Raw genomic sequence first — 15,054 nt, forward strand, 5'->3', positions numbered from 1 at the left:
TCTTAGTAACAATACAAATATAAAATAAAACTTAAATCTAATATAAAAAAAGTTATCTTAGTTTGCGACAAATTATGTCTACTTTATGTAACATCCATCCTATAGCACTTTTTATCTCTTCTCAAAAAAATTAAATAATTTATTAAAAATATATAAAAATAATTAATTATTTATTATAAGAAAAACTTAAGTACCTAAAAGTTATTTTTTCATTACTGCTAAATGAATATTCATTTAAATAAGACAAAGGAGAGGTTATATGGTTGATTCTCATGAGATGGTAAAAAAAGTTTTTACCCAGAATTCTGCTAGAGTCGATACAAATAAAGGTGATGCATATTATAGTTCGCTTTTTGAAAAAGCAAAAACTAGATTAGAGGCATTAAGAAAGCAACCAGCGCTTAAAGACATTGATATGATGGGTATTGTTGAAAGTGAAGGTGTAAATAGAAGAGATTTTATGAAATGGGCAAGTGCAACAACTGCTACATTAATGTTACCTCCTATGTTTACTCCACTTGTTGCACAAGCTACAGAACTTATGAACAGAGTTCCTGTAATTTGGATTGAGTTACAAGACTGTGCAGGTAACTCAGAAGCTCTATTAAGATCTTCTGCTCCTACAGTTGATGATCTAATATTTGATGTTTTAAGTTTAGAATTTCATGAAACTATTATGGCTGCTTCTGGACATCAAGCAGATGCACAATTAGAAGATGCAATTGAACACTTTAAAGGTAAATATATTCTTTTTGTTGAGGGTGCAATTCCAACAGCTATGAATGGACAATATGGAACAATAGGTGCAAGTGGTGAAACCTTTAAAGAGCATTTAGAGAGACTTTCAAAAGATGCTGCTGCTGTTGTTGCTGTTGGAACCTGTGCAACTTTTGGTGGGATTCCTGCTGCTGCTCCAAATCCAACAGGTGCAGTTGGAGTTATGAATATTGTAAAAGGTAAACCTGTTATTAATATTCCTGCATGTCCTGCAAACCCAGCTAATATGGTCGGTGTTGTTTTACATTATGTTTTAACTGGACAAGTTCCAGAACTTGACTCACTATTAAGACCAAAATTTGCATTTGGTTATAGAATTCACGATAACTGTGAAAGAAGAGCTCACTTTGATGCTGGTGAATTTGTTGAAGAGTGGGGAGATATTGGAGCTAAAAACAACTTCTGTTTATATAAAATGGGATGTAAAGGTCCTATGACATTTAATAACTGTTCTATCATTAGATATAACGAAGGTGCAAACTGGCCTATTGGTGTAGGTCGAGGATGTATTGGTTGTTCTGAACCTGATTTTTGGGATAAATATGCATATGAAAGACCAATGGCTGATGCAAATATTAAGGCTCCAACAGGTGGAGTTGAAAAAACAGTTGATCAATTCGGGCTTGGATTATTAACAGCAACAGCAGTTGGTATTGGTGTGCACGCAGTTACAAGTGCTGCAATTGGAAAAAGAACAGTTCATAGCGAAGATGGAGATGAATAATGAGTAAACACGTAGTAATTGATCCAATAACAAGGATTGAAGGGCACTTAAGAATTGAAGCAGTTATTGATGAAAATAATGTGATCACAGAGGCATACAGTTCTTCTACAATGTTTAGGGGAATTGAAGAGATTTTAAAAGGAAGAGACCCAAGAGACTGTGGTCTTTTAGCAATGAGAATCTGTGGTGTTTGTACAGGTACTCACTACCAAAGAAGTATTGAAGCAGTTGAGCATGCTTTTGGTGTTACAATTCCTAAAAATGCTAGAATTGTTAGAAACTTAATGCAAGGTGCTTTATATCTTCATGACCATATTGTTCACTTCTATCATCTACATGCATTAGACTGGGTTGATATTACAAAAGCTTTAGAAGCTGATCCAAAAGCAGCTGTTGCTGAAGCTCAAAAATGGGCTAAATTGTCTGGACAAAGACCTTGGAATGCTAGTGAAGATGTATTTGCAGAAGTACAAGCAAGGGTTACAAAATATGTAAAACAAGGAAGACTTGGGGTATTTGGAAATGCTTATTGGGGAAGTAAAGCTTATAAACTAACTCCTGAGCAAAATCTAATTGGTCTTTCTCACTATCTTGATGCTTTAGATTTACAAAGAAAAATTGCAAAAGCTCAAGCTATTTTTGGTGGTAAAAATCCACATCCACAATCAATTGTTGTTGGTGGAGTAACTTGTGTACAAGATATTAAAAATCCTGCAAGAATTGCAGAGTTTAAAGATATTATTCAATTGGCACAAAAATTTATCAAACAAGCATATTTACCTGATGTTTATATGGCTGGAACTATGTATGCAGATGAAGCACTTGAAGGTGTTGGTGGTGGTTTAGGAAACTATATGTCTTATGGTGACTTTAACTTAGATGATACACCATTTTATGAAGCTAAAAAACTTTTCCCTAGTGGAATTGTTTTAAATAAAGATTTAACAAAAGTTTTTGATTTAGACCAATCTAAAATTACTGAAGATGTTACTCACTCTTGGTATGAGGGAACTGATAATCTTCACCCATTTAATGGAAAAACAAATCCTAACTATACAGGATTTAAAGAGAAAAAAGATGGGATTGCATATTTAGATGTGGAGAAAAAATACTCTTGGATTAAATCACCACTTTATGATGATCAAAGAATGGAAGTTGGACCACTAGCTAGAATGATAGTTGGTGTAGCAAAAGGGGATGAAAGAATTACAAAATATGTAACAACTTTCCTTAAAAATGGAAATCTTCCTACTTCTGTATTATTCTCTACTGTAGGAAGAACAGCTGGAAGAGCTATTGAAACAGAACTTATGGCAGAAGCAATTTTAGAGTGGTGTGATGAACTAGCTAAAAATGCAGCAGCTGGGGATTTATCTACTTGGACAGAGTTTGATTTTGACAAAGTTGCAAAAGACGCGCAAGGTTATGGTATGGCTGAAGCACCAAGAGGTGGTTTGGGTCACTGGGTTAAAATCAAAGATGGAAAAGTTGTAAATTATCAAGCAGTTGTTCCATCAACTTGGAATGCAGCTCCAAAAGATTACAAAGGTAGAATGGGAGCTTATGAGGCTTCTTTAGTTGGAACTAAAGTAGTTGATCCAGATCAACCATTAGAGATTATTAGAACAGTGCATAGTTTTGACCCTTGTATCGCTTGTGCAGTTCACATTGTAGATACAAAAGGCAAAGAATTGGCAGTATACAAAGTAGATCCAGTAGGAGGATGCCGTGCCTAAAATGAAGCGGGTTGAGAGAATGACTCCAATCATGCGAACCATTCACTGGATGAATGCTATTTGTATGGTTGTTGCAGTTATAACCGGGCTATATATAGGTCATCCATATTATCAAACATTTATTGCAGATCCTGCAGTTGATAAATATGTGATGGCATGGAATAGATGGGGACATTTTATTGTTGCTATTATATTTGATGTTACAGCAATTTTAATTGGTTATTTGTATCTTTTCTCTAGATTTGAAAAACCATATAAAAAGATTTTGCCAACAAAAAGAAATTTTGTAGAGTTTTGTGAGGTTTTCTTCAACTTAATTACTTTTAATAGAAGAAAAAAATTTGATACAGAGTATAGTGATAGTTATAACATTATGTTCTTTACTCTATTTCATATTCTATTAGTATTTATGTTGTTAACTGGTCTTCAAATGTATGTTCATGGGCTAGCTTCAGGGCATAGTTCAATTGGTGCATGGTGGCCTTGGATTCTTCACGTATCTACTGATTGGACACTTTGGGTATTTGGTGGAAATATGGGTGTTAGAATTGCTCACCACACTGCAATGTATATTTTGATTATGTGGGTTATGTCACATATTTATTATCAAATCTGGAGAACTATCTTCTGGAGAGAGGGTGATATTAATATTGTATTTGGTGGTACAAAATTTGTTAACAAAAGCATTGTTAACTCAAAAGGTGAAGTTGAAACTCACGGAAAATAGAAAATTTGTTTCTATTTGTAATAGGCTGTGACAAAATGTTGCAGCCTATTTTTTTATAAAAGTTTATTTGAGTTAAAATATAAATTATAAATATAATATTTAATTTTAATAAATTTTTAAAGTTTAGGGATTTTTATGAACAATATAGTTATTGGAGTTGGGAATTTATTATTCAAAGATGAGGGTGTAGGTATTTATGCTGCAAAATATTTAAAAGAGAATTTTAAATTTGACGACAATTTAGAGATTATTGAAGGTGGAACATTAGGTTTTAAACTAATGACTTACTTTCAAGAGTATGATAATGTAATAATTTTAGATACTGTCTCTATTGAAGATAGAGCAGGGGAGATATATAGACTCCCTTCTGATGTATTGTTGGGACTTGGACAATATAGAAAAACTGCACACGAAGTAGAGATTGTTGAAATGCTTGAGATCTGCTCAGTTTTAGATAAACATGCAGAAGTTACTATTTTAGGAATAATTCCAGAAGATATTGTTACTGTTGAAATTGGACTTACCAAAACAATAGAGGACAAATTTGAAGAGTATATAGCACAAGCTTTAAAAGAGATTGAAACAACTGGAAGTAAAATTGAAAAAATCAATAATAAAAGTGTAAAAGATATTGCTTTAGAACTAATTGGAAGTTACAACGGGGAACATTTAAATAGGATTCCAAATGAGGAAGATACCACATGGAGCTAATTTATAAAATAGATTTTAATAGTACAAATTTTTATTTTAAAAATATCATTGATTGTATAATAAAAGAATCAAAAGTTAATGCTAACTCTAAAATGTATAAAGGTTTTATCCTTTTAATATGTGACGATATTCAAGAGAATATAGAAAAACTATTTAAAGAGTTAGAGACTAGACTTCCTTTATCTATTTTTTTATCAAATTCTGAAGTATTAGAGAGCTTTGATTATGAAAAATATGAAGAGATTGAAGATAAAGATATTAAAATTAATCTTACATTAATGACAAATGATCAAATAAAAAAGATACTAGAAGAGAATCATATAGACTTTTCAAATGATATAAATAAGATAAAAGAGGGCGGAATTTCAAGATTTGAAACAAATAATGGCTTAAAAGATTTTTTCCTTCCATCAAAGAAGTTAAGAGAGCTTTTTGAATCAAGGGGACATGAAGTTAAACTTTTAATTACAAATATAAATGCAGCCTCAAACCTTTTGGAGATTTCTCAAAAAGATTTACAACTTCTATGTTCAATAGAGAGACCTTTAGTAAAACTAAAATTTAAACTTTTAGAAAACAGGGATAAAGAGTACTCAAACACAAGATTTATCTATGCAAAAATTCCTGATGATAAAGAGACAGTGTTATTCTCAAATGCTTTAAAAAACAGTGGAATTGATTTTGTTTTATATATTAATGATGATATTTATCAAAACGGATTAAAAGTTACATATAATGATAAACAAAACATTATAATCCATGGAGAAAAAACGCTATTTCCTAAATATGACTATAAATTAAATAGAAAAGTAATTTGTGCAAAAGACTATTTTGATGAATATGGATCAGTTTTTAGAGCTACTCTTTGTCAGTTTAATAAAAAAGATGTTCCAGTTGCAGGAGCATATTTTTCATATAATAGTGAGAACTCTTCTATTTTAGTAAATCTTCCTGAAGTTGGTCAAAAAGATATTATACATATTCCAAATATTGTAAGTAGTGTTGATAACTGTTTAGAAGATATAAAATCAATTGATGAAAATTGCAATAGATTAGTTGAAAATTATAAAATAAAATTTCCTGAATTTTTTGAAAAAGAGTTTAATAATAGAAATAGTAATGGATTTGGGACAATTTTAAATATTTTATCTTATCTCTTAGGAATGAGAGATTATAAAGAGTTTGAAGATACGGCTTTATTGTATAGTGCAAAAGGTGGTATTCAAATTGATATGAATCTAATAAAAATTGATGGCAAAAACTATTTAGATTATAGAAGAGTTATACAAAGTTCAATGAGCTATCTTTTAGCTGGAGTTGAAAAGAGTATGATTGCTTACTCATTCTATGAAAGTTTATCAGAGTTTTTAGTGGATAATATTAATAAAATAGACAAAGAGATAAGAATCAATGATTTAATTCTTTGTGGAAATATGTTTGCAAATACAATACTGTTAACAAAACTAAATAAGAATCTAAAAAATGTAAATATTCTTATCTCTAAAGAGTATCCAATAGATTTATAGTAAAAAATAAATTACCAAATTAATTAAAAATCATTATTTTATCTTCTAAAATTAGATTTATTAGTTTTACTAATAAATCTAATTATTATGAAAATCACAAAAAAATAACCAATATTAAAAAATAGTGTAAAAATAATGTAATAAAAAGGGAGAAAAAAGGGAGGAAATTAGGCACACCTTTGTCACTATTTTGACACAAAATATAAAAAAGAATTATAAATTTATATAAATTTAAAAAAATTATTAATCTTTTAGTTAAAGTTAAGTTTAAGTCGTGTAATATTTCTACTAAACAATGAATATTCATTCAAAAATTTGATTTGAGTCAATTTTTATTGAAACAATTTTTATTAAAATTTGATGTTTGAACGAACAATTATTCAAAAGGATTGGTTGTGGAAGAAAAAAGTTTATTTGACAGACTTTCGAAAAGGTTAGAAACTCTTGAAAAACTACCAAAGTTAGACGAAAACAAGTCTATACCTAAGGTGTTAGAAGAGAAAGGTGTATCAAGAAGAGATTTTATGAAGTGGGCAACAGCAATTACTGCAATGTTAGCACTTCCAGGTAACTTTTCTCCTCTTGTTGCAAAGGCTGCAGAGTTAAGTGATAGATTACCTATCATTTGGTTGCATATGGCAGAGTGTACAGGATGTTCTGAGTCACTACTTAGAACTGATGCTCCAACAATCGATTCCTTAATATTTGATTACATCTCTTTAGAGTATCATGAAACATTAATGGCAAGTGCAGGTTGGCAAGCTGAACACAATTTAGAACATGCTATTGAAAGACATAAAGGTAACTACATCTTAATGGTAGAAGGTGGTATTCCTAGTGGACAAAATGATTTCTATTTAACTGTTGGTGGAAAAGGACATACAGGTGAGCACACTGCACAAATTGCATGTGAAAGTGCAAAAGCAATTTTTGCTATTGGTACATGTTCTTCTTTTGGTGGTGTTCAAGCTGCTATTCCTAATCCAACAGGAGCAGTTGCACTTAGCAAAATTACAAACAAACCAGTTATAAATGTACCTGGATGTCCTCCAAGTGAAAAAAATATTGTTGGAACTCTATTACATTTTATTCTTTATGGTACACTACCCGCCCTTGATGCATATAATAGACCAAAATGGGCTTACGGACTTAGAATTCACGATTTATGTGAGAGAAGAGGGCACTTTGATGCTGGTGAGTTTGTAGAAGAGTTTGGTGATGAAGGTGCAAAAAAAGGTTACTGTTTATATAAAGTTGGATGTAAAGGACCTTATACATTTAATAACTGTGGTAAAAATAGATTTAATCAACATACATCATGGCCTATTCAAGCTGGACATGGTTGTATAGGTTGTAGTGAGCCAGATTTCTGGGATACAATGGGACCATTTGAAGAGCCTGTTGCAGACAGATTATACAATACAGTATTTGGTGGATTAGGAGCAGATGCAACAGCAGATAAAATTGGTGTTGGGCTTCTTGCAGTAACCGGTATTGGTATTGCAGCACACGCAGCTATTTCAAAATTTAAACATCCAAAAGATGAGGAGTAAAAAAAATGGCAACTAAAAGAGTTATCGTAGACCCTATTACAAGAATCGAAGGACATTTAAGAATAGAAGTAGAGGTTGATGAAAATAATGTAATTCAAAATGCCTTCTCATCTGCAACACTTTGGAGAGGTTTAGAGACTATTGTAAAAAATAGAGACCCAAGAGATGCAGGATTTTTGATGCAAAGAATCTGTGGTGTTTGTACTTTCTCACACTATAGAGCAGGTATTGAAGCAGTTGAGGATGCACTTGGTATTGTTCCTCCTTTAAATGCAAAATTAACAAGAAGTTTAATGAACCAAGCACTATTTATGCATGACCACGTAATTCACTTTTACCATTTACATGGATTAGATTGGGTTGATGTTGTTTCAGCACTTAGTGCAGATCCAGCAAAAGCTGCTAAAGAAGCATTCCAATATACAAAATATCCAATTGCAACTGGTGAAAATGATTTAATTCAAGTAAAAGATAGAGTTAAAGCTTTTGTTGACAAAGGTGAACTTGGACCTTTTGCAAATGCATATTGGGGACATGGAACATTTAACTTTACACCAGAACAAAACTTAATTGCGCTTTCACACTATTTAAAAGCATTAGAAGTTCAAAGAACAGCAGCTCAATTAATGGCACTATTTGGTGGTAAACAACCACATCCACAAAGTTTAACTGTTGGTGGAGTTACTTGTGTTATGGATCTACTTGATCCTTCAAGAATGGGTGAATATTTAACAAAATATAAAGAAGTTTCTAACTTTATTAAAAATGCTTATTATGCAGATATTAAAATGGCTGCAAAAGCTTATGCTGGTGAAAAAAGTGTAACTGAAAAAGCTGGAACTATGAACTTTATGTCTCACCAAGAGATGCAATTAAATAGAACAGAATATCTTTTTGATACTGGTATTATTATGAATGGTGACTTATCAAATGTTCTTCCAATAAATGAAGATTTAATTACAGAAGAAGCAACACATGCATGGTATGCAGATAATGAGCCTTTACATCCATATAATGGTAAAACAAATCCTAACTATACAGGATTACAAGATAAAATGACTATTGGACCTGATGGAACTGAAATTCCTTCAAAATCGATTGATGATAAGGGTAAATATACTTGGATGAAATCTCCAAGATATGATGGTCAACCAATGGAAGTTGGACCATTAGCATCAGTTTTAGTTTCATATGCAAAAGGAAATAAAAGAGTTGTTAAAGTTGTAGATGAGTTCTTAAAAGAGACAGGTCTTCCAACAGCAGCACTATTTACAACTTTAGGAAGAACAGCGGCAAGATGTCTTCAAGCAATGGCTATTATTGATAATGGTTTAGAAACATTTACTACACTTATTGAAAATTTAAAAGTTGACCAAGATACTTGTGCTCCTTATAAAATTGATAAAAATAAAGAGTATAAAGGAAGATTCATTGGAGATGTTCCAAGAGGTATGTTATCTCACTGGATTAGAATTAAAAATGGTGTTGTTGAAAACTACCAAGCTGTTGTTCCATCAACATGGAATGCAGGTCCAGAAGATGCAAAAGGACAAAAAGGTCCTTATGAATCAAATCTAATTGGATTAAAAGTTGAAGATATCTCTAAACCTTTAGAGATAATTAGGGTTATTCATAGTTTTGACCCTTGTATTGCTTGTGCCGTTCATGTAATGGATCAAAAAGGTAATAATTTAGGTGTTTATAAAGTTGATCCTGTATATGGCACTAGCTGTTAGGAGTATATTATGATTAAAATGCATTATGAGTTTTCTTACTGGTTAAGAATAACTCACTGGGTAAGATTTATTGCAATTATAGTTTTAGTTGTATCTGGATTCTATATTGCGTATCCTTTTATAAGTCCTAGCAATAATGGAGGGGAGCCTGTTAATTTTTTAAATGCTCTTTTTAGATCATGGCATATAGTTTTTGGATTTCTTTTAATTGCTGTTACAATTGGAAAATTTTATCTTTTTATCTTTGATAAACAAAGTAAAATAGAGAGAGACTCTTTTTGGGATTTTATTAATCCTAAAGTGTGGTTACAACAAGTTGGATACTATCTATTAGTATCTAAACATCCACACGGTAAAGGGGTATATAATCCATTACAATTTATGGCTTATTTAGGAATTTATATCTCTGTTGTTATGATTTCATTAACTGGACTTATTCTTTATGTTCATGTGTATCATGAAGGTATGGGTGGACTATTTTATGATTTTATGAGATATTTTGAAGTTATGATGGGTGGTTTGGCTTTTGTTAGAGAGTTACACCATATCTTTATGTGGATTTTCATAATCTTCTTACCAATTCACGTTTACCTAGCTGTATTTAATGCAGTACATGGAAAAAATGGTGCTATGGACTCTATTATCAGCGGATATAGATGGGACAAAGTAGAAGAAAAATGAATATTCTAATATTAGGAATAGGAAATATCCTATTCCAAGACGAAGGAATCGGAGCACACTTTATCCACTATTTGGATGAAAAATATGAGTTCATTTCAGATAAACATACAATTAGTATTGTTGATGGTGGAACATTGGCTCAAAGATTGATTCCTTTGATTATAGAGTATGATAAAGTTTATGTAATTGACTGTATTGATGCCTTAGATAGTAAAGCTGGAGATGTATATTTCTTTGATTATCTAAAGGCACCAGCAGAGATTGATTGGCAAGGTAGTGCCCATGAAGTTGAGATGCTTCAAACTCTTAATATGATTAAGATGAATGGCGACTTACCTGACACTCAAGTTGTTGGAGTAATTCCAAAAAGAGTTGCAGATGATACAACTTTTGACTTAAGTAGTGAAATTGTAAATGCTACAGCTACTATGGAAAAAGTTATGGTTGAATCATTAGAAAATCTAGGTGTAGAACTTAGAGTTAGACAAAGTAATTTGACAATAGAAGATATTGCAAAAATTTCATTTAAAAGAGATATAGTAAATGGTCCTAAGATATAAACTTGAATATTCATCAAATGATTATGGATATGCCAAAATTTTAGACAATATACTAAAAAAAAAGGATACGAATTACAAAATAAAAAAAGATGATGAATATATAACACTTTTTGTTGAAGATGAGGAAAAAAGTCTACTAAAAATATCAGATGAACTCTCAAAAGAGTTACCTTTATCAATATTTTTAAAAGATTTTGCATTGGAAGTTGTACCACAGATACCTCCAGAAAACTATCATAATACCCTAGATAGTTGCCAAAAGTCTTATTGTTCAAATTGTTTAGCAGAAATCAAAAAAAAAGAATTGACAAGTTATTATAATCCCTTCATAAGTTGTCAAATTTGTGGTACAACTTCCAATGCAAAATCATTAGATATACATGAAAATAATCACCTACTAAATTTCAAAACTTTTAAAGAGAGTTTTGAGTATTTAGCTAAAAAAATATATGAGAATAAAATAGTTAAAATAAAAAATTCTCAAATGCAATTTACATTAAAAAGATTTAAAGAGATAGAAAAAGAGCAACAATCTTTACTTTGTACAAATATAGATTCTCTTTCAACTTTGGTTGTTGGCTCAAAACAGAAAGATATAGCACTATTAAGTTTGGAAAAACCTACAATAAAATTTAATATTAATACAATTTATAAAAACAATCATAAAGTTGATTTTGAAACTGTAGATATAACTTATCCTTGGGATTTGGTTTTATATCTTTTATCAAAAGAGTTACATATCTTAGGAGTTAACTTTTTAGTTGTAGAAGAGGATTCAAAGGCAGATATTGAAGTAAATTATGAAAATAGTATTACTCCACCTAAAATATCTTTTTGTGAAGATAGAATTTTTCTTCTTGAAAACAGTTGTTATGACAAAAGATTAGATGAAGTTTATAATAAATTTGAAGAACCTTCAAAATCACAGTTTTTAGTTCTTTTAGATGAAAATAGACTTTATGAAAAATCTATATTAAATATTTTTATTTCATCAAAATACAATGATGCCGTAACTTTCTATAATCCAGAAATTGGTGGTTTTGTCGATATATTAGATTACAATTTACCCAAAAATATAAGTTCTATTTTTCATGATATTTCAAAAATGGAAAATGGAAAAACTCTACTTGAAAACTATCAAAATAAATTTCCAGAGCTTTATGAACAAGCATTAAATAGCGATATTTCAGATCTAAAAACTAAATCAATTTTAAATTTATGGAAAATTGCCGAGATTGTTTTAGGAATAGATAATATCTATAAAAAAGCTTCACACTCTCTTTTACAAAAGGGACCAAGAATTGATTATAAATTAAAACAGAGCAATAAAAATTTTAATAAAGAGTTTGATTTTATTAGTTTTATCAAAAGTGGTATGAGTTTTAAATTAGCAGGAGTTGATGAAAAAACTCTTTCATTAGGTTATGTTGAAAACTTCTTTTATATGCTTTCAGATTTGGTTGATAGTGTAAATGAAGAGCAAAAGTTAGATGGAATATCTCTTTGCGGGGATATGATTGCAGATGATTTCACAAACAAACTTATCAATAAAACTTTTACTAAGAGTTTAAAATTATATTATAATAAGGATTTTCCAATACAATTATAGAAAAGTTTTGGAAAGTTGATGGATGCTCTTTACATAGAAGTTAAAGGAATAGTCCAAGGTGTTGGATTTAGACCTTTTGTATATACTTTAGCACTTAAAAACAAGCTGTTTGGATGGGTCAATAATGATGATAAAGGTGTTAATATACATCTTGAAGGTAACTCTCCTAATATCAAAAACTTTTTAGATGAACTTAAAAAAAATCCCCCACCATTAGCAAAAATTGACTCTATAAGTGTAAAAAATATTAAAATTAAAAACTATAACTCTTTTGAGATAATAAAAAGTGAAACAACTTCAAACAAAAGTACTATAATCTCTCCAGATATGGCAATATGTCAAGAGTGCATCGATGATATAAAAAATAAAAACAACTTTAGATATAACTATGCTTTAACAAACTGTACAAACTGTGGACCTAGATATACAATAATAAAAACGGTTCCTTATGATAGAGCTAACACTTCTATGGCAAATTTTGAGATGTGTGATGATTGTAAAAAAGAGTATGAAAATCCAACAAATAGAAGATATCATGCCCAACCAGTATCTTGCCAGAAATGTGGACCACAAATAACACTTTTTGATAAACAAAACCAGATATTAGCAACAGAACTTGAAGCAATAAAAGAGATTGCAAATAAGATAAATAGTGGAGAGATTGTTGCCATAAAAGGGATGGGAGGTTTTCATTTAATTTGCGATGCAACAAATGATAAAACCTTAAAAGAGCTAAGAAAAAGAAAAAACAGACCTTCAAAACCCTTTGCAGTAATGTTTAAAGATATAGAACAATTAAAAGAGTTTGCAGAGATTTCAATAAAAGAGCAAGAGATTATTTTATCAAAGGAAAAACCAATAACTTTGGTAAAATCTAAGAAAAATCTCCTAAGCTTTGAAGTTGCACCACATATTGATAGAGTTGGTTGTTTTGTCCCTTACACTCCTTTGCATATAATTTTATTTAACTATTTAGATAATCCAATAGTAGCAACAAGTGCAAATTTATCTGATGAGCCAATTATTAGAAGTAAAGATGAACTTTTAAAAAAACTTGGAAATGTTGTGGATTTTGTACTTGATTTTGACAGAGAGATTATAAATGCCTGTGATGACTCTGTGGTTCAAGTTGTAAATGATGAACTTATGGTTTTAAGAGATGCAAGAGGTTATGCTCCAACCTCTTTAAAACTTGATAAAAAGATAGATAAAAAGATTTTAGCTCTTGGAGCAAATCAAAAATCTACAATTGCTTTAGCTTTTGAAGATAATCTTATTTTATCTCCCCATATTGGTGATTTGAACTCTCTTACTTCTATGGAATATTTTCAAAGAACAATTAAAACCTTTGAGAGTTTTTATGATTTTAGACCTGAATTAATTGTTTGTGATAAACATCCAAACTATGAGAGTGTAAAGTGGGCTTTAAACCAAGATATAAAAGTAGTTCAAATTCAACATCATTATGCCCATGTTTTATCAACAATGGCAGAATACAAATTAGATGAAGAGGTTTTAGCTTTCTCTTTTGATGGAACTGGGTATGGAGATGATGGAAATATTTGGGGTGGAGAGGTTTTTTTAGCCAATAAAAGAAGCTACAAAAGAGTAAACCATTTTAAATATTTTAGACTTCTAGGTGGTGAAAAATCAATAAAAGAACCCAAAAGAGTAGCTCTCTCTTTGCTTTTTGATACATTTTCTTTAGAAGAGATTTTGGAACTTAAAATACCAACAGTTGAAGCCTTTTTAGAAAATGAGATAAAACTAATGCATACAATTTGGCAAAAAGGTTTAAACGCTCCACTTACAAGCTCTTTAGGAAGAGTTTTTGATGCAATAGCCTCTTTTTCAAATATAGTACAAACCCAAAGTTATGAGGGAGAAACTGGACTTCAAATTGAGATGGCATATAATAATGAGATAAAAGAGTCTTACTCTTATGAATTAATAGATGGAATTATTTCACTTGAAAAAGCTATTAAACAAATAGTAAAAGATAATAACAAAGAGTTGATTTGTTCAAAATTTATTAATATGTTAGTAGAGATTGTTTTGGATATTTCAAAAAGTTATAACCTGCCAATTATTCTAACAGGTGGAGTATTTCAAAATAGAACACTTTTAGAGCTTATTACTAAAAAGCTAGAAGAAAATAAAAGAAAATACTACTACTCAAAAAGAGTTCCTCTAAATGATGGAGGTATCTCTATTGGGCAGATATATTCGCAATCTTAAGCTAAAAAAATAAGTATATAGATCATAACACCCATATAACAACTTGTAATCAACCCATCAAATACAAGTTTACCAATTTTTCTGTGTCTTTTTATTTCAATTGCTTTTATTCCCTCTTGTTTATAGATTCTGTAAGTTGTAATATATAGATAAAACCAACAAAGAACAGTTAGAAAAGCAATTATTATATGAATACTTAAAATAGAGATAAGGAAGTAGAAATAAAGACCCGTTTCATCTTTTGTTAATTCTGTAAAACCACCAATCATTCTAATATATATTTCAAAAAAAATTACAAAAATAACAGTAGTTGCCAATAGAGTTGATTGGCTTATAAAATGAATTTTATACATTTTTTTAACTGCAAAGAGTATGCTAATTCCAAAAAGTATTGGCAGTATTGCAAAATATATAGTAACTAAGTCTAAAAATAGAGGCGCTTTTGCCCCTAAAAAACCCTCTTTTAAGAAAAACAT

Annotated in this window: 12 protein-coding genes; 11 read left to right on the forward strand and 1 reads right to left on the reverse strand. The window is 30.4% G+C overall.

Annotated features, from left to right (window positions below):
• Positions 1-259: 259 nt before the first annotated feature.
• The 11 genes from AEBR_RS05675 (at position 260) to hypF (ending at position 14,578) form a co-directional block, all read left to right on the forward strand.
• The gene (locus AEBR_RS05675) at positions 260-1,501 is read left to right on the forward strand and encodes a hydrogenase small subunit (RefSeq protein WP_129087307.1); all 1,242 of its coding nucleotides are present in this window, start codon (positions 260-262) and stop codon (positions 1,499-1,501) included.
• On the forward strand, positions 1,501-3,237 hold the full coding sequence (locus tag AEBR_RS05680; protein ID WP_216843183.1) for a nickel-dependent hydrogenase large subunit: 1,737 nt from the start codon (positions 1,501-1,503) through the stop codon (positions 3,235-3,237). Before AEBR_RS05675 ends, AEBR_RS05680 begins: the two co-directional genes overlap by 1 nt.
• Before the next feature lies 1 nt (position 3,238).
• The gene (locus tag AEBR_RS05685) at positions 3,239-3,964 is read left to right on the forward strand and encodes a cytochrome b/b6 domain-containing protein (RefSeq protein ID WP_128980861.1); all 726 of its coding nucleotides are present in this window, start codon (positions 3,239-3,241) and stop codon (positions 3,962-3,964) included.
• A gap of 135 nt (positions 3,965-4,099) precedes the next feature.
• Positions 4,100-4,675, forward strand: coding sequence for a HyaD/HybD family hydrogenase maturation endopeptidase (locus AEBR_RS05690; RefSeq protein WP_129087309.1), 576 nt, complete (start codon positions 4,100-4,102; stop codon positions 4,673-4,675).
• The gene (locus AEBR_RS05695) at positions 4,666-6,201 is read left to right on the forward strand and encodes a Kae1-like domain-containing protein (protein WP_129087310.1); all 1,536 of its coding nucleotides are present in this window, start codon (positions 4,666-4,668) and stop codon (positions 6,199-6,201) included. The genes AEBR_RS05690 and AEBR_RS05695 overlap by 10 nt, the downstream gene beginning before the upstream one ends.
• A gap of 395 nt (positions 6,202-6,596) precedes the next feature.
• Complete coding sequence (locus AEBR_RS05700; protein WP_128980867.1) at positions 6,597-7,754, forward strand: hydrogenase small subunit; 1,158 nt, start codon at positions 6,597-6,599, stop codon at positions 7,752-7,754.
• Between the two features lie 5 nt (positions 7,755-7,759).
• Positions 7,760-9,490 (forward strand): nickel-dependent hydrogenase large subunit, encoded by a 1,731-nt coding sequence (locus AEBR_RS05705; protein ID WP_129087311.1) that lies wholly within the window; start codon positions 7,760-7,762, stop codon positions 9,488-9,490.
• Between the two features lie 9 nt (positions 9,491-9,499).
• Positions 9,500-10,171: a Ni/Fe-hydrogenase, b-type cytochrome subunit gene (gene cybH / locus AEBR_RS05710; protein WP_128980871.1), complete on the forward strand. Its 672-nt coding sequence runs from the start codon at positions 9,500-9,502 to the stop codon at positions 10,169-10,171.
• Complete coding sequence (locus AEBR_RS05715; RefSeq protein WP_164969486.1) at positions 10,168-10,731, forward strand: HyaD/HybD family hydrogenase maturation endopeptidase; 564 nt, start codon at positions 10,168-10,170, stop codon at positions 10,729-10,731. The genes cybH and AEBR_RS05715 overlap by 4 nt, the downstream gene beginning before the upstream one ends.
• Positions 10,715-12,340 carry a hypothetical protein gene (locus AEBR_RS05720; RefSeq protein ID WP_129087313.1) on the forward strand — a complete coding sequence of 542 codons (1,626 nt, stop codon included), beginning with the start codon at positions 10,715-10,717 and terminating at the stop codon, positions 12,338-12,340. Before AEBR_RS05715 ends, AEBR_RS05720 begins: the two co-directional genes overlap by 17 nt.
• Before the next feature lie 18 nt (positions 12,341-12,358).
• Positions 12,359-14,578 carry a carbamoyltransferase HypF gene (gene hypF, locus AEBR_RS05725; protein WP_129087314.1) on the forward strand — a complete coding sequence of 740 codons (2,220 nt, stop codon included), beginning with the start codon at positions 12,359-12,361 and terminating at the stop codon, positions 14,576-14,578.
• Here hypF and AEBR_RS05730 read toward each other — a convergent pair.
• Entirely contained in the window at positions 14,575-15,054 is a 480-nt protein-coding gene (locus AEBR_RS05730; RefSeq protein WP_129087315.1) for a DUF420 domain-containing protein, read from the reverse strand. The genes hypF and AEBR_RS05730 overlap by 4 nt on opposite strands.

Origin of the sequence: Halarcobacter ebronensis, assembly GCF_013201825.1 — a bacterium.
In the GTDB taxonomy this organism is placed as follows: domain Bacteria; phylum Campylobacterota; class Campylobacteria; order Campylobacterales; family Arcobacteraceae; genus Halarcobacter; species Halarcobacter ebronensis.

What these genes read in the sequence shown, in the direction of transcription:
- AEBR_RS05675 (WP_129087307.1), top strand. Translation starts at nt 260, where the DNA reads ATGGTTGATTCTCATGAGATGGTAAAAAAAGTTTTTACCCAGAATTCT.
- AEBR_RS05680 (WP_216843183.1), top strand. Translation starts at nt 1,501, where the DNA reads ATGAGTAAACACGTAGTAATTGATCCAATAACAAGGATTGAAGGGCAC.
- AEBR_RS05685 (WP_128980861.1), top strand. Translation starts at nt 3,239, where the DNA reads ATGAAGCGGGTTGAGAGAATGACTCCAATCATGCGAACCATTCACTGG.
- AEBR_RS05690 (WP_129087309.1), top strand. Translation starts at nt 4,100, where the DNA reads ATGAACAATATAGTTATTGGAGTTGGGAATTTATTATTCAAAGATGAG.
- AEBR_RS05695 (WP_129087310.1), top strand. Translation starts at nt 4,666, where the DNA reads ATGGAGCTAATTTATAAAATAGATTTTAATAGTACAAATTTTTATTTT.
- AEBR_RS05705 (WP_129087311.1), top strand. Translation starts at nt 7,760, where the DNA reads ATGGCAACTAAAAGAGTTATCGTAGACCCTATTACAAGAATCGAAGGA.
- cybH (WP_128980871.1), top strand. Translation starts at nt 9,500, where the DNA reads ATGATTAAAATGCATTATGAGTTTTCTTACTGGTTAAGAATAACTCAC.
- AEBR_RS05715 (WP_164969486.1), top strand. Translation starts at nt 10,168, where the DNA reads ATGAATATTCTAATATTAGGAATAGGAAATATCCTATTCCAAGACGAA.
- AEBR_RS05720 (WP_129087313.1), top strand. Translation starts at nt 10,715, where the DNA reads ATGGTCCTAAGATATAAACTTGAATATTCATCAAATGATTATGGATAT.
- hypF (WP_129087314.1), top strand. Translation starts at nt 12,359, where the DNA reads ATGGATGCTCTTTACATAGAAGTTAAAGGAATAGTCCAAGGTGTTGGA.
- AEBR_RS05730 (WP_129087315.1), bottom strand. Translation starts at nt 15,054, where the DNA reads ATGTTTTTCTTAAAAGAGGGTTTTTTAGGGGCAAAAGCGCCTCTATTT.